The organism is Spiroplasma endosymbiont of Nomada ruficornis, from assembly GCF_964030795.1.
In the GTDB taxonomy this organism is placed as follows: Bacteria; Bacillota_I; Bacilli_A; order Mycoplasmatales; family VBWQ01; genus Spiroplasma_E; species Spiroplasma_E ixodetis_A.
Genome location: NZ_OZ034962.1, coordinates 552,229 through 575,188, shown reverse-complemented (window position 1 = coordinate 575,188; position 22,960 = coordinate 552,229). Strand labels below are relative to the sequence as shown.

At 24.4% G+C, this 22,960-nt stretch carries 27 protein-coding genes; 10 read left to right on the top strand and 17 right to left on the bottom strand.

All coding sequences use genetic code 4. The features are described from left to right. Window positions 1–668: 668 nt before the first annotated feature. Window positions 669–1,910: a DEAD/DEAH box helicase gene (locus AAHM79_RS03445; RefSeq protein WP_339039580.1), complete on the bottom strand. Its 1,242-nt coding sequence runs from the start codon at window positions 1,908–1,910 to the stop codon at window positions 669–671. A gap of 524 nt (window positions 1,911–2,434) precedes the next feature. On the opposite strand from AAHM79_RS03445, the gene AAHM79_RS03440 reads away from it, so the two are divergent. After that, window positions 2,435–3,313: an IS30 family transposase gene (locus AAHM79_RS03440; RefSeq protein WP_342258137.1), complete on the top strand. Its 879-nt coding sequence runs from the start codon at window positions 2,435–2,437 to the stop codon at window positions 3,311–3,313. Between the two features lie 267 nt (window positions 3,314–3,580). Next, the gene (locus AAHM79_RS03435; RefSeq protein ID WP_342258136.1) at window positions 3,581–3,859 is read left to right on the top strand and encodes a SemiSWEET family sugar transporter; all 279 of its coding nucleotides are present in this window, start codon (window positions 3,581–3,583) and stop codon (window positions 3,857–3,859) included. 6 nt (window positions 3,860–3,865) lie between these two features. Here AAHM79_RS03435 and AAHM79_RS03430 read toward each other — a convergent pair whose 3' ends face one another. The 16 genes from AAHM79_RS03430 to AAHM79_RS03355 form a co-directional block, all read right to left on the bottom strand. Next, the gene (locus AAHM79_RS03430; RefSeq protein ID WP_342258135.1) at window positions 3,866–4,645 is read right to left on the bottom strand and encodes an alpha/beta hydrolase-fold protein; all 780 of its coding nucleotides are present in this window, start codon (window positions 4,643–4,645) and stop codon (window positions 3,866–3,868) included. 16 nt (window positions 4,646–4,661) lie between these two features. Continuing rightward, window positions 4,662–5,255 carry a hypothetical protein gene (locus tag AAHM79_RS03425; protein WP_342258134.1) on the bottom strand — a complete coding sequence of 198 codons (594 nt, stop codon included), beginning with the start codon at window positions 5,253–5,255 and terminating at the stop codon, window positions 4,662–4,664. Window positions 5,256–5,635: 380 nt separating this feature from the next. After that, window positions 5,636–6,514 (bottom strand): IS30 family transposase, encoded by an 879-nt coding sequence (locus AAHM79_RS03420; RefSeq protein ID WP_342258133.1) that lies wholly within the window; start codon window positions 6,512–6,514, stop codon window positions 5,636–5,638. 185 nt (window positions 6,515–6,699) lie between these two features. Then, window positions 6,700–6,948, bottom strand: a complete 249-nt coding sequence (locus AAHM79_RS03415) for a hypothetical protein (RefSeq protein ID WP_342258132.1) — start codon at window positions 6,946–6,948, stop codon at window positions 6,700–6,702. 247 nt (window positions 6,949–7,195) lie between these two features. Continuing rightward, window positions 7,196–7,600 carry a transcription antitermination factor NusB gene (gene nusB / locus AAHM79_RS03410; protein WP_338959222.1) on the bottom strand — a complete coding sequence of 135 codons (405 nt, stop codon included), beginning with the start codon at window positions 7,598–7,600 and terminating at the stop codon, window positions 7,196–7,198. Then, window positions 7,566–7,934 (bottom strand): hypothetical protein, encoded by a 369-nt coding sequence (locus AAHM79_RS03405; protein ID WP_342258131.1) that lies wholly within the window; start codon window positions 7,932–7,934, stop codon window positions 7,566–7,568. Before AAHM79_RS03405 ends, nusB begins: the two co-directional genes overlap by 35 nt. 14 nt (window positions 7,935–7,948) lie before the next feature. Next, window positions 7,949–8,512, bottom strand: coding sequence for an elongation factor P (gene efp / locus AAHM79_RS03400; RefSeq protein ID WP_174481165.1), 564 nt, complete (start codon window positions 8,510–8,512; stop codon window positions 7,949–7,951). 2 nt (window positions 8,513–8,514) lie between these two features. After that, window positions 8,515–9,591 carry an aminopeptidase P family protein gene (locus AAHM79_RS03395; protein WP_342258130.1) on the bottom strand — a complete coding sequence of 359 codons (1,077 nt, stop codon included), beginning with the start codon at window positions 9,589–9,591 and terminating at the stop codon, window positions 8,515–8,517. A gap of 83 nt (window positions 9,592–9,674) precedes the next feature. Continuing rightward, entirely contained in the window at window positions 9,675–9,824 is a 150-nt protein-coding gene (gene rpmG, locus AAHM79_RS03390; protein ID WP_174481164.1) for a 50S ribosomal protein L33, read from the bottom strand. A 429-nt stretch (window positions 9,825–10,253) separates the two neighbouring features. Next, a complete protein-coding gene (locus tag AAHM79_RS03385; protein ID WP_342258129.1) occupies window positions 10,254–10,457 on the bottom strand; it encodes a hypothetical protein in 204 nt (67 codons plus the stop codon). 293 nt (window positions 10,458–10,750) lie between these two features. Next, entirely contained in the window at window positions 10,751–11,578 is an 828-nt protein-coding gene (locus AAHM79_RS03380) for a formate/nitrite transporter family protein (protein WP_342258128.1), read from the bottom strand. A 20-nt stretch (window positions 11,579–11,598) separates the two neighbouring features. Then, window positions 11,599–12,549, bottom strand: coding sequence for an L-lactate dehydrogenase (locus AAHM79_RS03375; RefSeq protein ID WP_342258127.1), 951 nt, complete (start codon window positions 12,547–12,549; stop codon window positions 11,599–11,601). 223 nt (window positions 12,550–12,772) lie between these two features. After that, complete coding sequence (locus tag AAHM79_RS03370; protein WP_342258126.1) at window positions 12,773–14,212, bottom strand: NADP-dependent glyceraldehyde-3-phosphate dehydrogenase; 1,440 nt, start codon at window positions 14,210–14,212, stop codon at window positions 12,773–12,775. Between the two features lie 159 nt (window positions 14,213–14,371). Next, entirely contained in the window at window positions 14,372–16,885 is a 2,514-nt protein-coding gene (gene parC, locus AAHM79_RS03365) for a DNA topoisomerase IV subunit A (RefSeq protein WP_342258125.1), read from the bottom strand. A 20-nt stretch (window positions 16,886–16,905) separates the two neighbouring features. Continuing rightward, window positions 16,906–18,828, bottom strand: coding sequence for a DNA topoisomerase IV subunit B (gene parE, locus AAHM79_RS03360; RefSeq protein WP_342258124.1), 1,923 nt, complete (start codon window positions 18,826–18,828; stop codon window positions 16,906–16,908). Between the two features lie 177 nt (window positions 18,829–19,005). Then, complete coding sequence (locus AAHM79_RS03355; protein WP_342258123.1) at window positions 19,006–19,956, bottom strand: IS30 family transposase; 951 nt, start codon at window positions 19,954–19,956, stop codon at window positions 19,006–19,008. A 123-nt stretch (window positions 19,957–20,079) separates the two neighbouring features. On the opposite strand from AAHM79_RS03355, the gene AAHM79_RS03350 reads away from it, so the two are divergent. From AAHM79_RS03350 to AAHM79_RS03315, 8 genes are all read left to right on the top strand, one after another. Then, window positions 20,080–20,412: an ankyrin repeat domain-containing protein gene (locus AAHM79_RS03350; RefSeq protein WP_342258122.1), complete on the top strand. Its 333-nt coding sequence runs from the start codon at window positions 20,080–20,082 to the stop codon at window positions 20,410–20,412. A 690-nt stretch (window positions 20,413–21,102) separates the two neighbouring features. After that, window positions 21,103–21,234, top strand: coding sequence for a hypothetical protein (locus tag AAHM79_RS03345; protein WP_338958910.1), 132 nt, complete (start codon window positions 21,103–21,105; stop codon window positions 21,232–21,234). A 12-nt stretch (window positions 21,235–21,246) separates the two neighbouring features. Further along, window positions 21,247–21,507 carry a hypothetical protein gene (locus AAHM79_RS03340; RefSeq protein ID WP_342257423.1) on the top strand — a complete coding sequence of 87 codons (261 nt, stop codon included), beginning with the start codon at window positions 21,247–21,249 and terminating at the stop codon, window positions 21,505–21,507. Between the two features lie 63 nt (window positions 21,508–21,570). Then, a complete protein-coding gene (locus AAHM79_RS03335) occupies window positions 21,571–21,765 on the top strand; it encodes a hypothetical protein (protein WP_342257314.1) in 195 nt (64 codons plus the stop codon). 134 nt (window positions 21,766–21,899) lie between these two features. Beyond that, on the top strand, window positions 21,900–22,064 hold the full coding sequence (locus AAHM79_RS03330; protein ID WP_338957566.1) for a hypothetical protein: 165 nt from the start codon (window positions 21,900–21,902) through the stop codon (window positions 22,062–22,064). Between the two features lie 2 nt (window positions 22,065–22,066). Further along, on the top strand, window positions 22,067–22,504 hold the full coding sequence (locus AAHM79_RS03325; protein ID WP_338957565.1) for a hypothetical protein: 438 nt from the start codon (window positions 22,067–22,069) through the stop codon (window positions 22,502–22,504). Beyond that, window positions 22,494–22,814, top strand: a complete 321-nt coding sequence (locus AAHM79_RS03320; RefSeq protein ID WP_342257315.1) for a hypothetical protein — start codon at window positions 22,494–22,496, stop codon at window positions 22,812–22,814. Before AAHM79_RS03325 ends, AAHM79_RS03320 begins: the two co-directional genes overlap by 11 nt. Then, window positions 22,790–22,951, top strand: a complete 162-nt coding sequence (locus AAHM79_RS03315) for a hypothetical protein (RefSeq protein ID WP_338957563.1) — start codon at window positions 22,790–22,792, stop codon at window positions 22,949–22,951. The genes AAHM79_RS03320 and AAHM79_RS03315 overlap by 25 nt, the downstream gene beginning before the upstream one ends. Window positions 22,952–22,960 lie beyond the last annotated feature (9 nt).

Here is a 22,960-nt window from a genome sequence, read left to right as displayed (position 1 = left end):
TTGCGTTTAGCAAATTAATATTTTAATTGAACCGGTCCCGCTCAATTTTTTTTACAAGTTTGAAATTTATTTTCTCGCCCAAAAATTTTTCAAAAAAAAATAAAAAATAAAACCAACACTTGCTCACTTGGTAGTGGCAAGGTTGGTTAAATAAAGAATAATAGTTGGTCCCCACTCCGGGTCTATATATACTAGTTTCCAATTCGCTCCCACCCCAAGAATTACCATTTCTGGTTAGTATATTTTATTAGGTATCACTCCACTTTTTATTTATCCATGCAAGTCCACATGCTAGCTACTATTTTTAACAACTATGTTGTAGTTCACTTTTTTATTTCCCTAACACGTGTTGATAATAGTGCTAAAGACGGTTATTAAAAATTTTAAAATTTTACAATTACAAAAAAAGACAAGAATTTTATTCTCGTCTTTTGTCATTTATTTTTTAATTTAATAGTTTAAAAAAGAAAGGAGTTATTTTTAAAAATTTTTATTTATCGACATCTTCGGTACGCTCCCAATTTAATTATAAGTATTTTAGTTGCAATATTTTAAAAAAAATTATATTATTTAAATACAATTTCATAAAAATCCAAATTATTTCTTGTCTAAAATATAATAAGACTATATAAGATTTAATTTATTCCGGATTTTTGATAACCGCCCTTTTAATATTTTGGTTTTCTTTTTCATTTTGAATTATTATCAACATTACGTTTAAAATCATTTCTATTATTATGAGATGAAAAATTTAATTTAGTTGGTACTTTAACAACATTTTTAGGCAAATCTCAACCTGTAGTATCTAGTAAAGTAATTTCATGATTTTGATAATATTGAATTTCTTGAATTTCATTATATTGAACTCTATTACTTACTAAAGTAATAGCAGTTCCTTGTGCTCCAGCACGAGCTGTTCTACCAATACGATGAGTATAGTATTCATATTCACGTGGAATATCATAATTAAAAACATAATCAATGCCATTAATGTCAATTCCTCTAGCAACAACATCAGTAGCAATTAATACTTTAACCTTACCATTTTTAAATTGTCTCATTGCTTCCATACGTTCTCTTTGACTTTTATCACCGTTAATAACAGCACATTTAATATTATTTTGTTCTAATAATTGTGCAATTTTGTTAGTAAAAGCTTTTGTATTTGAAAAAACAATACTTAATTGTGGTTGTAATTTTTGATATAAAGTAACTAATGCAGTTTCTTTTGTTATATTACGACAATCAAAATAATATTGTTTAATATTTGCTTGTTGTAATTTTTGACTTTCATCTTCAACAGTAATACTAACTGGATTATTTTGATAATCATCAGCAATTTTTAAAACTGGTTTTGACATTGTTGCTGAAAAAAGGACAGTTTGAATATTTTGTGGTGAATTCTCAAATAAGAAATCAATATCTTTTTTAAATCCCATTTTTAACATTTCATCTGCTTCATCTAAAACTAATGTTTTAATTGAATTTAATCTTAAACTACCACGATTAATATGATCAGTAATTCTTCCTGGTGTTCCAACAACTATATTACTAGTTCTTAAATCATATAATTGATTTCTAATATTAACACCACCACATAATAAAGCAACATTAACACCATTTAAAAAATAAGCATATTTTTTTACTTGTTTAGCAACTTGGATTGCCAATTCTCTAGTTGGACAAACAATAATGGCTTGATTACGATATAATTTTATATCTAAATTATGTAATATAGGTAAGACAAAAGCAGCAGTTTTTCCGGTTCCGGTATGACTTTTTCCAATAATATCTTTTTTTTGTAAAGAAACTGGAATTGTCTTCTTTTGAATTGGTGTTGGGGTAGTATAACCTCATTTAGCAATAGCAGCAGTTAATTCTTGTTTTAAATTTAGTTCTGTAAAACTCATATATTTCTCCTTAAAAATAAATTTTGAATAAATTTAGAAAAAATGATAATTATAACCCGAAAAATAACCTCTAAAAGAGGATTATTTTAAAAAAGGATTAGTTTTATTTATTATTTATATATAATATACTTACTTACATTTTAAAGTATTAATTCATCTAATTTTTCTAAAATTAAAAGTTGTCAAATAATTTCATGATATTATTTATTTCTTTGACATCATTAACAACTTTTTGATATTTTTTTATCAATCATATCTTAAAAAAAAATTGCGAATTAATCAACAACTTAAATATAATACACTATTTTTAATTAAATGTAAAGATAAATTTTTAGAAATGAAAATATAAAAATAATAATTAAAATACTATACAAATTTTTAATTTTAATCAATTTAAAAATTTAAATTATATTAGAAATTGCTGAATTATACTTGTAAGTGCAAGTAAATAAAATTGCAAAAAATTCTCATATAAAAATTTCATAATGCTAAATTTAGTTTAGAAAAAAGTAAGGAGTTTTTATATGAGTTATAAACATCTTGGCATAGATGAAAGGATTTATATTGAGAATCAATTGAAATTTAAATTTAAAATTAGTGAAATAGCTAAAAATCTTAATCGAAGTATTAGTACTATTATTCGAGAAATTAATAGAAATAAAGATAATAATCATTATTTTTCATTAATTGCACAAAATAAAGCTGAAAATCGAAAACAATCACATATTAGTTTTCATAAGTTTAAAAATAAGAATTTAGTAAAATATGTACAACAAAAATTACTATTAGGTTGATCACCTGAACAAATTTATGGCAGAATTAAAAATTTTCATAAAGAGTGAGTTATTAGTTTTAAAACAATTTATACTTGAATTTATTTTGGAATGCTTGATAAAGTTACTAGTAAAAATTTAAGAAGAAAAGGTAAAAAACGAAAATCTAAAGAAAATAGTGACAAGTTTAATGGTAAATCAATTAAAGAACGAGATATAAATGTTAATGATCGTATAACACTTGGTCATTGAGAAGGAGATACTATAGTATCATCACGAGGTAAAAGCAAATCATGTTTAATAACTTTAGTTGAAAGAGTATCACGATTTACTTTAGCAATATTCGTTAAAAACAGAACTACTAAAGTTATTAATAAAAATGTCAGTTATTATTTATCAATTCTTCCTAAAAACATTGTTAAAACTATTACTTTTGATCGTGGCAAAGAATTTTCAAATTGACAACAACTTGAAAAAAATTTAGATGTAAAAATTTATTTTGCCAATCCATATTCACCTTGACAAAGAGGTACTAATGAAAATACTAATGGTTTAATTAGAGAAAAATTTCCTAAAAAATTTATTTTTTCAAAAACAAAAATGAAGTTCATAAATTTATATTGTCTTTAAATCAAAGACCGAGAAAAATATTAAATTATCTTTCACCAATCGAATATTTGGATAGAAAAATAATTTAGTTGCACTTACCTTTACAATTTAGCATTCATTCTCATTAAACATTATAATACTATTATTTCTGCTCATTTTTCCTCCCATATATTAATTTATTAAAATAATTATACTTAAAATTATTATTTTTACTATCAACTTAACCATTAATATCTTATAATAACATTTAGAATACTAAAATATAGTAAGAATTTAGGAGAGAAAGATATGGAACTTACAATTAATATTTTATCTTGGATTGGAGCAATTTTAACTAGTATTGTTTTAATTCCTCAAAGTTTTAAAATAATTCGCACCAGAGATACAAAATCATTATCATTATATATGTATATTATTTTGGTACTATCAGCAATAACATGAATTATTTTTGCAATATTGTCTAATCAACCTGCTATTATTACAACTAATACTATTGTATTATTTTTTGCAAGTATTATTTTAATTCTAAAAATTAATAATATTTTTAGAAAAAAAGAAAAACCATAGTTTCAATTAGGTAATAAGAATTAAAGGATTTTCATTAATATATTTAATTCATCATTTAAAACCATGACTACCATTTTCATCAATTACTAAATTAGTAGTAATTTTTCCATTAGTTAATATTTTTTTTAATTCAATAGTATTACTTTCATAATTTGTTACTAATTTGCCTTCAAAAAACTTTGGTTCTTTTTTTCCTACCCATAGTTCAACTATTAAAGGTTGATTATTATTTAAAACTTTAGTTTTTAAATCTTCAATAATTTGTGAATTAAATCAAATTGCTGGCGAAAATAATAATAATTTTGTAAATTGTAATTTTGATAAATATAACATTTGTAAACAAAAATATGCTCCCAAAGAACAACCAATGGCATTTAAATTTTTAATTTTTAAATTAAACTTTTTAATAACAAATGGTATAACCTCATTAATAATAAATTCTAAGTAATTTTTACCATTACCACCAAGAAAATCAATGTTACTTTTTTTTAATTCAGGAAAATATTTTGTCATTAATATTTTTACATCATCATTGGTATAAGTTGCTAAATCATTAAAACGAGTCATATTATTGGTACTACCAATACCAATAAAAATACAATTACTATTATTTTCAAATAAAATATTACTATTACTATTAAGTAACATATCTTTACCATCAAAAACTAAATAAACTTCATAAGCAATATTTTGATCATAAATAGAAGGTAAAGCAATAATAATATCTTTATTAAAGTTTAAAAATTTACTTTTAATATTTTCAACTTTTATATCATAATTATTCATATTTTTTCTCCTTAATTTATTGATAATTTCCTAACAAAGAATAATTCATTATTCTAATATAAAAATTAAAATTAGTTTGTTCTAAGCGAATAGCAAATTTAACCAATTCATCTAAAATTATCAACTTATTAGTAAATAAAGTTTCATATGAAAAAAAAGCTTTTAAATTTAAATCAGTACTATCTTTTGTCAGCAATGTTTTTCTAGTTTCTAAATCCAACAAGTAAAATAACATTAATAAACTTCCAAACTCATAATTATTTTTTATGTTTGTTTCATTCTTAGTTAAATTAATAAAAATATTACCACTAATATTTACCAATCTTTTAATTATGAGCAAACTTTCTTTTTTCAAATTAGAATTATTTACCAAAAAATCAGGTAATACTACTTTTGAAGTATCATCAAACCAAACTTTTATTTGGTCTTTACATCCAAGTAATAATAAAAGTTCCTTGGCATTTTGATAATCATCTAACTGTTTTTCTTGACGCTTAAAAGTAGGAATTAAAGCAGAAATAGTTAATATAAAATTTGCAACTAATCTTAAATATTCTTTATAAGAAATTTTATTAAAATATAAATAAACACTTACTATTTTCATAAACATTAAATTTTGATTACTATTAAATATTAAGTTATAAGTATTACGATAATCTTTTGCTTTTAAATGACCTAATTTTTTTTTAATTTCGCGCTTAAAAAAATAATTACTTTTTAAAAGCAAAAGATGGTTAAATAATCGATATTCGGGAATCATTTTTTACTTCCAATCTAATTATATATTTTTAAATTTAATCTTAAAATAATTATAACATTGAAATAAATAAGTACATAATGTTACTTATTTATTATATTTAATTGCCAATAATATCATTGATAATTAATTATATTTAATGCTAAATTGTAAAGGTAAGTGCAACTAAATTATTTTTCTATCCAAATATTCGATTGGTGAAAGATAATTTAATATTTTTCTCGGTCTTTGATTTAAAGACAATATAAATTTATGAACTTCATTTTTGTTTTTGAAAAAATAAATTTTTTAGGAAATTTTTCTCTAATTAAACCATTAGTATTTTCATTAGTACCTCTTTGTCAAGGTGAATATGGATTGGCAAAATAAATTTTTACATCTAAATTTTTTTCAAGTTGTTGTCAATTTGAAAATTCTTTGCCACGATCAAAAGTAATAGTTTTAACAATGTTTTTAGGAAGAATTGATAAATAATAACTGACATTTTTATTAATAACTTTAGTAGTTCTGTTTTTAACTAATATTGCTAAAGTAAATCGTGATACTCTTTCAACTAAAGTTATTAAACATGATTTGCTTTTACCTCGTGATGATACTATAGTATCTCCTTCTCAATGACCAAGTGTTATACGATCATTAACATTTATATCTCGTTCTTTAATTGATTTACCATTAAACTTGTCACTATTTTCTTTAGATTTTCGTTTTTTACCTTTTCTTCTTAAATTTTTACTAGTAACTTTATCAAGCATTCCAAAATAAATTCAAGTATAAATTGTTTTAAAACTAATAACTCACTCTTTATGAAAATTTTTAATTCTGCCATAAATTTGTTCAGGTGATCAACCTAATAGTAATTTTTGTTGTACATATTTTACTAAATTCTTATTTTTAAACTTATGAAAACTAATATGTGATTGTTTTCGATTTTCAGCTTTATTTTGTGAAATTAATGAAAAATAATGATTATTATCTTTATTTCTATTAATTTCTCGAATAATAGTACTAATACTTCGATTAAGATTTTTAGCTATTTCACTAATTTTAAATTTAAATTTCAATTGATTCTCAATATAAATCCTTTCATCTATGCCAAGATGTTTATAACTCATATAAAAACTCCTTACTTTTTTCTAAACTAAATTTAGCATTATGAAATTTTTATATGAGAATTTTTTGCAATTTTATTTACTTGCACTTACAAGTATAATTCAGCTATTTTTATAATATTTAAAAATACCAAAAGTAAATACATTTAAAAAAGTTAGTTTTCAATTTTTTTGGTTTTTTTGTTTTTCTAGAACTTTAATATTTTTTCTAATACTTTAATTTCTCCAATTAATTTTATATTTTTATCTTCTTCATCAAATATTTGTCCAGTTAATTCATTGATTTCTTCATCTAATGTAAAAAATTCCTCCTCTTTGATTAATGAAATATTTAATTTTAATTCTGTATTTTTTTTATCAATATAAGATATTTTTTCATCTAATTCTTTAATTTCTTTATCTAATATTAAAAAAGATTCTTCTTTAGTTAATGGCATATATACTTCTCCTTTTTAAAAACAAAAGAACCCATTTGCTTTAAAAAACAATGGGTAAAAACTTATATTAAGTTTATTAAAGTATATTATACTTTATTTTTTTATTTTTTAACTATTAATTTTAAAAAAATAGTTATATTGAACAAAAATATTGGATTATAAAATAAAAAATTATCTTTAAAATAATATAATATATTTATATTAGAAATATAGTTATTAACTAAATTCAATCATATACTAGTTATAATTACTTATTTATTTTATCTAAAACACCATTAATGTATTTATAAGCATCATTTGGACAATAAGCTTTAGTTATAATAATAGCTTCATTAATAATAATTTTTTTATCTGTTTTAGTATGGACAATTTCATACACTGCTAAAATTAAAATTGCTTGTTCAATTGGTTTTAAATTTTCAAAATCTCATCCTTGTTTTAAATTATTATTGATTAAATCTATTAAATCATATTCATAATCAATTATTTTATTTAATATCTCACATTGTTCAGTAATTAAACTCTTACCTTCTTCTTCAAAAAGAAATTGTTTAAACGATTGTTGTGATTGGCCTTCAAGGAAATATTGATATAATACTTCCATCATGCCAATTCTTTTATGATGCTGGGTTATCTTCTTTTGTTCTTGCATTGTTGATTTCTACTTCCTTAGTTTGAGCAATAAATATTATATGAATATTTAATAAAAATAAATTTAAAGCTGATTCAGTACGTCTTAAAATTAAATTATTAATTTTATTTTTTAAATTTACTAAATCTTCATTTGGATTAACAATTAATTTTATTCGCACAACAATATTATTATTAATAGCAGTAATATCATTTGTTTCTAACATTAGAACTTCAACATCTTCTAATGTTAATTGATAGTTATCATTAATTAATAACATATAAATAAATTTTTTAATAATTGACGAAGATAATTTTAATGTTCCAACTTTACTTTCTTCAATAAGTATTTCCATAATATTCACCTTTCTTAAGCGCGAGTTTTGTATTTCCCTTCATCTGTACTTACTACAATTTTATCACCATTATTAATAAACATTGGTACTTGTAATTGTAAACCAGTTTCTAAAATAGCTGTTTTTGTTGTATTAGAAACACTATTTCCCTTTACTCCTGGTGGAGCATCAACAACCGCTAATACTACCGAAGGAGGTAAATCAATACCTAATATTTCTAAATTTTTATAAACCCTTAATGATACTTCATTACCAGGAACTAAAAATTTTTTTTCTCATGATAAGCGTGATTGATCAATCCTAATTTCATTATAATCTTCATTATCCATAAAAACTGAATACATACCATCATCATAACTATAAATTGCTGGTCGTTTATCAATAATAGCTGGATAAACTGTATCACCACCAGTAAAAGTAATACTAATAATAGCTTGTGTTCTTAAATTTTTTGCTTTTACTTTCACATGCGCTTGTCCACGTCCACTTTTAGAATGTGCTGATTCAATAACTATTAAAATATCAGTTTTATTATGTAAAAAAGTAATTCCTGGTTTAAAATCATTAACGTTAATCATTTTTATTTTTTCTCCTTTCAAATATCAATTTCACGAGATGATTTTGTTAAAATTTGATAACCATCTTTGGTAACTAAAATATCATCTTCAATTCTAACACCACCTAAATTAGGGATATAAATACCTGGTTCAACAGTAATAACCATTCCCGGAACTAAAATAGTAGATTCATTTTTAATAACTCAAGGTGATTCATGAATTTCAATACCAAGTCCATGACCAGTACCATGAGTAAAATATTGTTCATAACCCTTTTCTTTAATATATTCTCTACAAATCTTATCAATTTCACCAATAGCTATACCCGGCTTTACAGCCTTAATTCCTGCCATTTGTGCTGACTTAACTATTTCATGAATTTCAATTAATTTTGGATTAACTTTACCAATCGCAAAAGTTCTAGTCATATCTGAACAAAAACCTTCATATACACAACCAAAGTCACAAGTAATTAACTCATTATTGCCAATTTTTTTATTACTAGCTTTACCATGAGGCATTGCTCCTCTTTCTCCAGAAGCAACAATAGTATCAAATGATGCTTTTGTTGCACCATTTTTAACAAATGAACGTAATATTATATCTTCAACATCTTTTTCACTAACACCAGGTCGGATAAAGTTTAAAACTTCATTAAAAGCCAAATCACCAATAGCACAAGCTTTTGCAATTCGTGCAATTTCGATTTCATCTTTAATCATTCTTAGTGAACTAACATAAATTGGAACAAATTCAATATCTTTAATTTCTTGCTTTCAACTTTCTAATTGAGCAATAGTAATATATTCTGCTTCAAAACCAATTTTTTTAATTTTTTGTGATTTTAATAAATCTTTCAATGAAGAAAAAATATTACTAAATTGAATGCATTTAACATTTTTGGTATTTTCTTTTCCCTCAGTAATATATCTTCCATCTAATAATAAATTTGCATCATTTTTGCTAATCAATAAATAACCTAACGTTGAAATAAAATCACTATATCAAAAGCGATTTTCGGGAGAATAAAATAACATAGCATCTATTTTATTTTTGGTTAATATTGTTTCAATAATTTCTTTTTTATTTAAATTTTTCATTTTAAATTCAATCCTTTTAATAAATCATTAATTAATAACTAAGTATATTGTACTGCAAATTAAAGAAAAGAAATAAGTAAAACTTATTTCTTTTCTTTATGTAGTGTATGTTGATTACAACGAGAACAATGTTTTTTTGTTTCTAATTTTTCAGGCTTAGTTTTTTTATTACGATCAGCAATATAATTTTCTTCTTTGCAAACTTCACATCTTAAAGTTAATCCATCACGCATTGTGCGCCTCCTTAATAATAATTGAGTTATATACAATAAAATATTATTGCATAATTAAATAGTTAGTTCAATTAAATAAAGGAATTATTTTTAAACTTCCTTATATGAAAAAATGTTACTAATATTAAAAATAAAAAATATCAGTAACTAGGTAATTATTTAAATAATATTATTTAAAACACTTGATATCAATATAAGTCATCAGTTTTATACTGTGTAAAAATACTAACTGTTTTATTATATCTATTAATTTCGCCATTCATTCCATCAGGAATACTTTTAGTATTAACTTCTAAATTCTCAATTTTGTTTATATTTGCATCAATATTAAGAACATAATTTGTATTATTTAATGTTTTAACGAAAAAATTAGTTGAAGATTTACCCTTATTTTCTTGATTATTTAATAATTTTATTTCACTTATTTCATTAGTGCTGAATTATACTTGTAGTGCAAGTATAATTCAGCAAATTAATTAAAGAAATATCATCTTTATTTTGTTGAAGATTACATTTTAAATCTTGTAACTGATTAGCATTCGTACCTATATTATTAGTATTTAAAATACTACTTAAACTGCTAACGGTTGTTGCAAGTGTTAAAACACTTAATGTTTTTAATAATGCTTTCATGATGAAAACCCCTTTTTCCCCATTAACTTCTTAAATTTAAGAAGTTAATTACATTTTAATTTTCAAAAAAAATAAATGCAATAAAAAATTAATATTAAAGTATTCTAATCTATTTTCTAAAAAATATTTTTTATCAAAACCATTCTCCTTTTTAAAATCTTTAATTTGACAAATTTTAAAATATGCTTATCAAATAACTTCTATTTACAATTAATTTATTTTCATAAAATTAATAAATCCATTACTTAAAACTAAAGTAATGGATTAATTTTTATATTAAACTAATAATATATTTATAATGTTATTTTTGGTAATTCTTTTCTAAAGATTAAATAATACATACCAGGTAATAAAATACCACCACCAATAAAATTACCAAATAAGGTTGGAAGTTGTACTTGATAACCAAATTGTAAAAAGTCATTAAATCCACTATGAATTCCATAAATATTAAACAAAGGTCCTAATCCTCAAACATAAGAATTTGCTACAACGTGAGAAAAACCAGATAAGGCAAAAACCATAATTACTAATCCTATTAATAAAAATTTAGCAGTAGATGAACGAGTGGCATGAGAAATATAAACACTTTCTGCTACTAAAAAATTACATAATATACCACTAAAAAAGGCTTTTCATCAAGACATTACTAATTTATGATCAAAAATACTAACAGCATTATCCAAAAAAGCTTGATTATCAAAAAATCCTGCTCATCATGTAAATAATGAAAGAATAAAACAACCTATAAAATTACCAATTAATACTACTAGTAAGTTAATTAACATTCTTGTTAACTTAACTTGTTTTTTTATTAATGGCATAAATATCATGGAATTAGAAGTAAAAAGTTCACCACCCATAAAGACAATCATAGTAATTGCTAAAGTAAAAATAAAACCAAATGTTAAATTTTTAATACCATTATCACTTAATCCTCTACTACCAAAAATAGCCGCAATATAAGCAATACCAACAAAAAGTCCGGCCGCAATACCCATTAAAAAAGTTTTTAATAACGGACTTTGTGCTTTCTTTAATGCATACTTATAAACAGCAATATAAGTTTCAATACTTGTTAATGTTTCTTCATTATTCATATTTTCTACACTTGTATTCACGAATAAACTACTCCTATCTTTTATTTAATAGCCGCAAAAGCTGTTTCTAAAGTTTCTTTAATAATTGCACAAGATTTATCAAATGCCGTTTGCTCTTCTTTCGTTAATGGTAACTGAACTACTCTTTTTCAACCTTTTTCGTAAAGTATTGTTGGTACACCAATATAAAAACCTTGCTGTCCATATTCTCCTTGTAAATAAGCACCCGCTACTAAAACGTGATTTTGTCCTTCAAGGATATTTCTTACTAATAATGCCAATGCTGCACCAATACCATAAAAAGTTGCGCGTTTTAATTTAATAATTTTATAAGCTCTTTGTGCTACTTCTTTTCTTAATTCTTCTAAATCTTTTTCTTTAATTCTACCTTCAGTAATTTGTTGATAAATAATTTTATTACCTACCGAAACCGAACTTCAAGGAATCATTGAAGAATCACCATGTTCACCAATTACATAAGCAGCAACTGACTTTGGATTAACTGCAATTTTTTCTCCAATTAAATATTGTAAACGTAAGGTATCTAAAATTGTACCAGAACCTAATACTTGATGATAATCAAATTGTGTAATTTTTTGATAAACAGTTGTCATTATATCAACAGGATTAGATGCAATAATAGTAACACCTTTAAATCCTGATTTTTTAATTTCTAAAGCAATGCTCTTCATAATTTTGGCATTATCTGCTACCATATTTAATCTTGTTTCACCATCTTTTTGTGGTCTTCCAGCAGTAATAACAATAATATCAGCATCTTTACAATCACTGTAATTTCCAGCCTTAATTGAAATAAAAGGATGATCTAAAGCTGCTTGACAATCAGCAAAATCAATCGCATTACCTTCAGCTATACCTTCAAAAGCATCAATTAATACATATTCTTGGGCTAAACCTTGATTAATGGCACTGTAAATAAAACTACTACCAACAGCTCCACATCCAACAAGGACAATTTTTCGTTTTGCCATATTTACCTCCATATTTTTTGCATTTCATGTAACAGTACTTTATCCTCGGTACTATTTTAATAACTTACTTTTTAAAATAAAAGTTACAATGATATGTAATATTTTTATTATGCTTTTTATATAAGAATGTTAAAAAAATAAAAATCTAATTAACAAGGACAAAAATTTATTACATTTTTATCTTACCACTATTTTAATAAAAAAATAAGTTTTATTTTTTCTTTTAAATTTTTGTTTTTCAATTAATAACAATCCCTTTTGGTCTAGTAAAAGCAAGTAACGAAGGACGAATACCTTGTACGCCAAGACCTGAATCCTTAACACCAACAAAAGAAAAGTGATCGGGACCACGTTGTGACTGATCATTAATATTAACACTTCCAACTTCTAATAATTTACCAATACTCATTGCACTATTAATATTAGTAGTAAAAACAGAAGCTTGTAAACCATATTGTGAATCATTTGTAATATTAATTGCTTCTTTTACTTCATCAAAAATAATAATCGGCAACAATGGTGCAAAAGGTTCTTCTCATGCTAAATTCATTTTTGTTGTTACGTCAGTAATAATAGTTGGTCACATTAAATTTTCTTTAAATTTATTACCAATTAAACAATTTGCTCCTTTATCTAAAGCATCTTTAATTAATTTTTTAGCATTATCAACTGTTGGTTGATCAATAACAGGAGTAATATCACAATCATCTGTGGGCAAACCAACAGTTAATTTTTCAACTTTTTCTTTTAAAATTGGAATTAATTTGCTACTAATTGTTCTTTGTACTAACACTCTCTTAATAGCAGTACATCGTTGTCCTGAATAACTAAATGCACCTTTAATGATTTTGGTTGCTGTATCTTCAAGATCAGCATCATTAAGCACTATTGCTGGATCTTTACCTCCTAATTCTAAAATCAAATCAGCTTTTAAAGATTTCTGTGAAATACGATTACCAACAACAGCACTACCAGTAAAAGAAATAACATTAATTGCTTCATTTTCAACTAAACTATCACCAATTTCACTACCTTTACCACTTATAGCATTAAAAACACCATTAGGAATGTTAGCTTCTTTGGCTAATTTAGCTAAGTGTAATCCCACCAATGATCCTTGTGTTGCAGGTTTAAAAACAACACTATTACCGGTCACAAGTGCTGGAAATATTTTAGAGACTGATAAATTTATCGGATAATTAAAAGGGGAAATAGCAAGAACAATTCCTTTTGGTACGTATTCAAAAATAGCTAATTTGTTCATACTTCCTCAACTATCACCTGTATAAGATTCAGGATGAAGACGTAATGCTTCTTGTAAAGTATATTCCATATATTCAACTGTTCTATCAATTTCACTGCAAGCCGCTTTTGTGCCTTTAGCAATTTCATTGGTCATTAATTCAGCAAGTATTAATTTATCGCGAATAATTAATTGTTTTCAAGAATTTAAAAAAGAAATTCTTTTTAAAATAGGCATTTGTTCTCAATTTTTTTGAGCAAATTTTGCAAATTCATATACTTTTTTAATTTCAACTTTAGTTAAGGCAGGAACTTGGCCTGCTATTTTATTAGTAGTGGGGTTAATAACTGATATTCAATTACCATTTTCATACAACTCACCATTAATTAGAGATTGATATTTAATAATATTATTTGTCATCTATACTTCCTCCTTAAATCACTACTATAATAATTATAGCATTGATATAAGTCCTATCCTATTCACTCTTAACTATAATTATTATTTAAATTTATATTATGAAAATCAAAAAAACTAATTCTTTAAAAAAGTTCATAATTTTCAATAAAAAAGTTTATTTTAAATACCATTGTTGCTTTCTTTTGTATTAAAATTTTCTGATATTGATGATATATCAGCATCAATAACATCAGTTTTTAAATCAATCACTAAATTATTACCACCAGCAATAATATCATCAGCAACTACTTTGCCAGTTCCTTCATTTACCTTGCTAAGATTAATGTCACTTGCTTTAATCACTAATCATTTTTCTTTTTTCGTTAATATATTAATAAAAGATGTTGCTGGTGATAAGAAGGTTTTAATAATACTAATACTTTTACTTTTAGGAACTTTTATTACTTTATTACCTTTTGTTGTTCGTGAAGTTTGTTCAATAGTATTGAATAACATTCGTTTAATTGTTCCAACTGATGTTAACATTGCATAAATATCATTACTATTACCACAAGCCATTCCTACCACTTCATCTTCTGCAGAATTAATTTTCAAAGCTTTAACACCTGTTGCAGTTTTAGTTAATAATGGAACTTTCGTTTCTAAATATTTTAAAGTCATACCCTTGCGAGTACTAATAACAATAAAATCATGACCGGTAGTACTATTAACACTAATAACACTATCGTTCTCTTTTAACTTAACATATTTGGCGGTTTTATTAAATCTAGTAGTTGCTAACTCTAAAAGTGGCATTCTTTTAATTAAACCATATCTAGTAGCGACTAATATATTTACATTTGGCTGTTCAAAACTATTAACTTGCGCAACACTAATAATTTTTTCATTTCCTTCAAGTTTACATAACGTATTAACATGAATACCATTATCTTTTCATTTATTTTCTTCTAATTTAAAAATTGGTATTAAAAAATAATTACCTTTATTTGTAAAAAATAATAAATTATTAAAATTATTGAACATTGCTCCACCAATAATAACATCATTTGGCTTACGTCCAAAATCTTGATAATCAAGATTTTGTAAAAATACTTTACTACTTATTACCTTAATTCAACCATCATAACTAATACTAACAAATACATTTTCTTGTCGCAATGTTGCTTTTTCATCAATTGTAATTTCAGAAATTTCACCTTGAATTTGTGATTTTCTTAATCCAGAAAAATGAGAATTAATTTGTTCTAACTCAGTAATAATAACTTGACGTAGTGAATTTTCATTATTAAGAATTTCTTGTAAAACAATAATTTTACTTTCAATATCTGCTTTTTCTAAAACTAATGATTGAATATCAGTAGCAGTTAAACGATATAAACGCAATTGTACAATTGCTTCTGCTTGAATATCAGTAAAATTAAAAGCTGATATTAAATTTAATTTTGCTTGCATACGGTCAGTTGATGTTCTAATAATTTTAATTACTTTATCAACTTCACTTAATGCAATAACTAAACCATTAACAATCTCTAATCTTCGTTCTAATTGTGCTAAGTCATATTGTGAACGCTTAGTAACAACATCAATTTGATGATTAATATAAAAATCTAACATATTAATTAAATTCATTTGTACTGGTTTTTTGTTAGCGATTGCTACTAAATTAAAGTTATAATAAATTTGTAAATTGGTATTTTTAAATAAATAATTTAAAATTTCTTGCGGTTTACTATCTTCTACTAAATCAATAACTATTCGTAAACCAAAACGATCCGTTTCATCACGTACTTCTTTAATACCATGAATTTTTGCTAATGTTTTAACATCATCAATTTTTTTAATCAAATCTTGTTTAATAACTTCAAATGGAATTTCGGTAATAATTATTTGTGGAATTTCACCTTCATTATTAATATGAGTTTTAGCACGAATTGCAATTCGCCCTTTACCAGAACGATAAGCTTCTTTAATACCTTTAATACCTTGAATAATTCCTCCGGTTGGAAAGTCAGGACCCTTAATAACACGCATTAATTCGCTTAAATTACATTGTGGATTATTAATTCTCATGACAATTGCATTAATTACTTCTTGTAAATTATGAGGTGGAATATTAGTTGCCATTCCAACAGCAATTCCAGAAGCACCATTTACTAATAAATTTGGAAAATAGGCAGGTAAAACTGTTGGTTCTGTTTCTGATTCATCAAAATTTTTAATTAAACTAACAGTATTTTTCTTAATATCCTTCAATAATAATTCTGAAATTAATGATAAACGCGCTTCTGTATATCGCATCGCAGCAGGATTATCACCATCAATTGAACCTTTATTACCATGCATTTGTACTAATGGTCATGCTACCTTTCACTCTTGTGCCATTCTACACATAGCAGCATAAACCGCTGTATCACCATGAGGATGATATTTACCAATTACTTCTCCAACAACACGAGCTGCTTTTTTATATGCTTTATCATTGGTTAAACCCAAATCATTCATAGCATGCAAAATTCGACGTTGAACTGGTTTCAAACCATCACGGATATCGGGCAATGCTCGTTCTAAAATAATATATTTGGCATATCGACCAAAACGTTCTGCAACAATATCATCAATAGGATAAGATAAAATTTGTTCATTATTTTGTTGAATCTCTTCTTTACTATTCATAACTTATAAACTCCTTTTTCTTAATAATCACTAGCTTCAAAAGAAATATTTTCTTCAATTCATTTTCGTCTTTTTTCTGGTTTATCACCCATTAATATTTGAATTTCTGTTTCTGCTGATAGAGCATCCTCAATAGTAATTTTAATTAATTGACGGACATTTGGATCCATAGTTGTTTCTCATAATTGTTCAGCATTCATTTCTCCTAAACCTTTATAACGTTGCAGGTCATATTTACCTTTAATTGTTTCAACTTTATCTTTTAATTCTAACTCATTTCAAACATATACATGTTTCTCTTGCTCTTCTTCTTTAAAAGAAATTTTAAATAAAGGCGGTAATGCAATATAAATATTACCCGAAGTAATTAAATCTCGCATATAACGATAGAAAAAAGTTAGTAATAAAATTTGAATATGGGCACCATCAGTATCGGCATCAGTCATAATAATGACTTTATTATAATTACAATTTTCAATACTAAATTCGTTACCAACACCAGCACCAATCGCATTAATAATCATACTAATTTCCTCATTATTAAAAAGATCAATTACTTTAGTTTTTTCGGCATTAATTACTTTTCCTTTTAACGGTAATATCGCTTGGAACTTACGATCACGACCGGACTTGGCACTGCCACCAGCGGAATCTCCTTCCACTAAAAATAATTCATTAATGTTAGGATTTTTACTTTGTGCAGGCACCAATTTACCTACTAAAAATTTTTGCGTATCTTTACTTTTATTACGCAATGATTCGCGTTCTTTTCTTAAAGCATTACGAATATCACGAGCCTTAATGGCTTTATAAATAATTTTTTTAGCAGCATCACTATTTTCGTGAAGTCAAAATGAAAATCTTTCATTAACAATATTATCAACAACAATTCTTGCTTCGGGCGTTCCTAATTTACCTTTTGTTTGACCTTCATATTGAATTAAATTTTCAGGAATACGCAACGAAACAATAGCAACCAAACCTTCTCGCAAATCATTACCTTCTAAATTTTTATCTTTTGCTTTTAATAATTCTTGTTTTCTTGCATATTCATTAATAGCTTTCGTTAAACCACTTTTAAAACCAACTAAATGACTTCCACCATCAACAGTTTTAACATTATTAGCAAACCCTACTAACGTTTCACTATAATCTTCAGTATATTGTAATACAATTTCAACGTCAATATTATTTTGTTTACCTTTTAAACTAACAATTGGTGATAAATTTTTTTTATCTTTATTTAAATATTGCATGAAAGCAACTAAGCCATTTTCATAATGAAAAGTTTCTTCAGTACCTGTCCTCTTATCAATTAATTGAATACTTAAATCATTAATTAAAAAAGCACTTTCACGTAAATGTTGTTCAAATAAATGAACATTTCAATCACAATCTAGAAAAACACGATGAAAATCAGGTAAAAATTGTACCCTAGTTCCTGTTTTATAAGTGCTACCAATCATTTTTAAACTTTGATCAATCTTACCACCATTTTTAAATTTAATTTCATGAATTTTTTTATCACGATGAATAGTAACAATCATTCAATTACTTAAAGCATTTACTACTGAAGCACCAACACCATGTAAACCACCCGAGGTTTTATAACTATTAGTGTCAAATTTTCCACCAGCATGTAAAACCGTATAAATAACTTCGGGAGTACTTTTTTTTGAAGCATGCATACCAGTTGGAACACCACGACCATTGTCTTCAACAGTAACTGACTTATCAAAATTAATAGTAACAACAATACTAGTACAAAAGCCAGCTAATGCTTCATCAATACCATTATCAACAATTTCTCAAACTAGATGATGAAGACCACGATTATCAGTAGAACCAATATACATTCCAGGTCTTTTTCTAACTGCTTCTAGACCTTCTAAAATTTGAATTGATGATTCATTATAAACACTGCTTTTTGGTTTATTTGCCATGAAAAAAACTCCTTACTACAATTTATTTCATTTTCATTTTATCATATATTTATTTATTTAAAGATAATGTCGATAAAAGAACTAAATCAATTTTATAATTTAAAGTTAAAGGTTTCTATACAAAATTTAATATAATACATTTAAAATAAATATGCTAAATTGTAAAGGTAAGTGCAACTAAATTATTTTTCTATCCAAATATTCGATTGGTGAAAGATAATTTAGTATTTTTCTCGGTCTTTGATTTAAAGACAATATAAATTTATGAACTTCATTTTTATTAGTTTTTGAAAAAATAAATTTTGTAGGAAATTTTTCTCTAATTAAACCATTAGTATTTTCATTAGTACCTCTTTGTCAAGGTGAATATGGATTGAAAAAATAAATTTTTACATCTAAATTTTTTTCAAGTTGTTGTCAATTTGAAAATTCTTTGCCACGATCAAAAGTAATAGTTTTAACAATGTTTTTAGGAAGAATTGATAAATAATAACTGACATTTTTATTAATAACTTTAGTAGTTCTGTTTTTAACTAATATTGCTAAAGTAAATCGTGATACTCTTTCAACTAAAGTTATTAAACATGATTTGCTTTTACCTCGTGATGATACTATAGTATCTCCTTCCCAATGACCAAGTGTTATACGATCATTAACATTTATATCTCATTCTTTAATTGATTTACCATTAAACTTGCCACGATTTTCTTTAGATTTTCGTTTTTTACCTTTTCTTCTTAAATTTTTACTAGTAACTTTATCAAGCATTCCAAAATAAATTCAAGTATAAATTGTTTTAAAACTAATAACTCACTCTTTATGAAAATTTTTAATTCTGCCATAAATTTGTTCAGGTGATCAACCTAATAGTAATTTTTGTTGTACATATTTTACTAAATTCTTATTTTTAAACTTATGAAAACTAATATGTGATTGTTTTCGATTTTCAGCTTTATTTTGTGCAATTAATGAAAAATAATGATTATTATCTTTATTTCTATTAATTTCTCGAATAATAGTACTAATACTTCGATTAAGATTTTTAGCTATTTCACTAATTTTAAATTTAAATTTCAATTGATTCTCAATATAAATCCTTTCATCTATGCCAAGATGTTTATAACTCATATAAAAACTCCTTACTTTTTTCTAAACTAAATTTAGCATTATGAAATTTTTATATGAGAATTTTTTGCAATTTTATTTACTTGCACTTACAAGTATAATTCAGCAAGTACTTGAAAAGGTTATTTGGAAATAGTTAACACTTTACTAACAAAAAATGTTAATGTTAATTATTCAGATCAATCTGGTTATAGTCCTTTAATGATAGCTGCTGAAAATGGTTTTTTAGAAATTACTAATGCTTTAATAGAAAATAACGCTAATCTTAATTATGCAAATCAAAATGGTAATACAGCTTTAATGATGGCCAATAAAAATAACCATATAAAAATAGCAAGAATAATCGAGCAAATAAATCAACTAAATCAACTAAAAGCAGAAAATTTAATAAATGCTAAAGAAATGATACTAAACATTAATAAGGCTTTAAATGAACAACTAAAAAAACTAATGAAATAAAAGATAATCAAAATGATAATGAAATTTGAAAAAATAATCAAGAAGAAATTATTGAAATCATTGATAACTATGAACATAATTTAAATCAAAAACTTAAAAATATTAATTCAGAACTTAATAATCATTCTCTAAAAAAAGATTTGGGAGCGTACCGAAGATGTCGATAAATAAAAATTTTTAAAAATAACTCCTTTCTTTTTTAAACTATTAAATTAAAAAATAAATGACAAAAGACGAGAATAAAATTCTTGTCTTTTTTTGTAATTGTAAAATTTTAAAATTTTTAATAACCGTCTTTAGCACTATTATCAACACGTGTTAGGGAAATAAAAAAGTGAACTACAACATAGTTGTTAAAAATAGTAGCTAGCATGTGGACTTGCATGGATAAATAAAAAGTGGAGTGATACCTAATAAAATATACTAACCAGAAATGGTAATTCTTGGGGTGGGAGCGAATTGGAAACTAGTATATATAGACCCGGAGTGGGGACCAACTATTATTCTTTATTTAACCAACCTTGCCACTACCAAGTGAGCAAGTGTTGGTTTTATTTTTTATTTTTTTTTGAAAAATTTTTGGGCGAGAAAATAAATTTCAAACTTGTAAAAAAAATTGAGCGGGACCGGTTCAATTAAAATATTAATTTGCTAAACGCAAATTAAATAAATATTGAATCGAATGCCTCAATGTTTTTTAAAATTTCACAATTTATTTTTGAGCCCAGAATTGCTGGAATGAATAAAACAAATAGTAGTATTATTAATAATCTAAGAATAAAAATATATGTTCTTTATGCTAGAAGCAACAGAACATATTAGGAAAGGATTATTATGCAAATAGAATTTAAAAAAGAACAAATTGTTAAAGATAAACCACAATCTATTCTTATTGATTATGTTGAATATAAATTATCTCTTCCAAAATGAATGATTAAAAATAATTCTTTTATTGTTGATAACAGTTGCACATATTGAGTTTTTAATTTAGAAAATATTAAAAAAGAATTAAGTGGTAATGAATTAATAAAGTTATTAGAACCATATATTAAAGACCAAAAAATAACTGTTAATAAACCAACTGCTCCAAAATAATATTATCTTAATGATATAAAACTTGAACAATTAACATTTTATGAACAGCATAATAGTTGATTTATGGGTGAAATAACAGATAACAAAACTAAAATTACTAATCCTTGTTTTAAATATAACATTACGTGAGAAGAAAACAGAAAAGGTTTTAAAATAAATAATCCATATAAACATGATGATTTACCAATTAATTATATAGTTACTTCTTATAAGGAAATTTCAACTCATAATGAAAAAGTATTTTTGTTGAACATGTAAACAAAATAAATTAGATTATTTATTCTTTAATACTAATGATATAAAAACAAGAAAATATTTTTTAAGAGATAAAAATAGTAAAGCAATTTGTTATGACTGTATTTTAAATATTAGGTTAAGTAGGAGGTATAAATATGAATAAAGAAAAAATACTTGAATATCTTAAAGATGAATGAGAATGAAATAAAGAAATGAGAGACGATGAAAAAGTAACTAAACTTTGAAAAAGTTGTTTTAATGGAAGATTAAATCTTATATCTCAATTAAATCAAAAAATTAAAAATGGTGAATTTGATTAATAATGCAATATGACTTAATTATTGGGATTGACCCCGCTGGTATTGGTAATAATGGAATTGTTATATATTCAAATGAAACAAATAGGATTATTTATACAGAAACATTCAACACAACACATGTTTTTGAAAGTAAAAATCGTTATAAAAGAATATTATCAATAATCAAAGAACAATTTTTTGAAAACAAAATATTAGTTATTGTAGAAAATTTCTTTTTAAGTTCAAAACAATTATTAACTAATCCATTAGCAACTCCTAAAATTATTGGTTCATTAATGGTATTAGTACAAGATGTTTTCAACTGAGATTATCTAGAAAACCAACCAAAAAATAAAAATAAAATAACAAATTATAAAGGAAATATAAAATTAACAAAACATGAACAAGATGCATATAAACACATTCAATACTATTTAAGGAATTATAAAAATGAAAGATAAAGCCAATTATGTCAAATTAACAGTAAAACTAAGTAACACTATTGAAGCAAAATATTACGAAAAAGGTAATAAAGAATTATATTATAGTGTTCGTGGTCAATGAAATGGTTTAAACTATGTTACTTTAATTTTTAATAATCCAAAATTTTATAACCGATGTATTTTATTAAACAAAAACGATGAAATTATTGTCACTGGTCAAATTTTTAATACTTTAAACATTCCTAAAATCGTGTATTTTGTTCAATTAATGTTAAATGATTTAAAAAATGAAAAGAGTAAAAAATGATATGATGAGAAATTTTATTAATAGCACCAATATTAATAACAAGTATAACACTAATAATATTTTTAATATTTATTATTAAAGAATTAAAAAATGAATATAAAGTATTAAAAATATTAAGTGAAATTGCTAATCAAATTGAAAATAAGGAGAATAAATAATGAAATGTT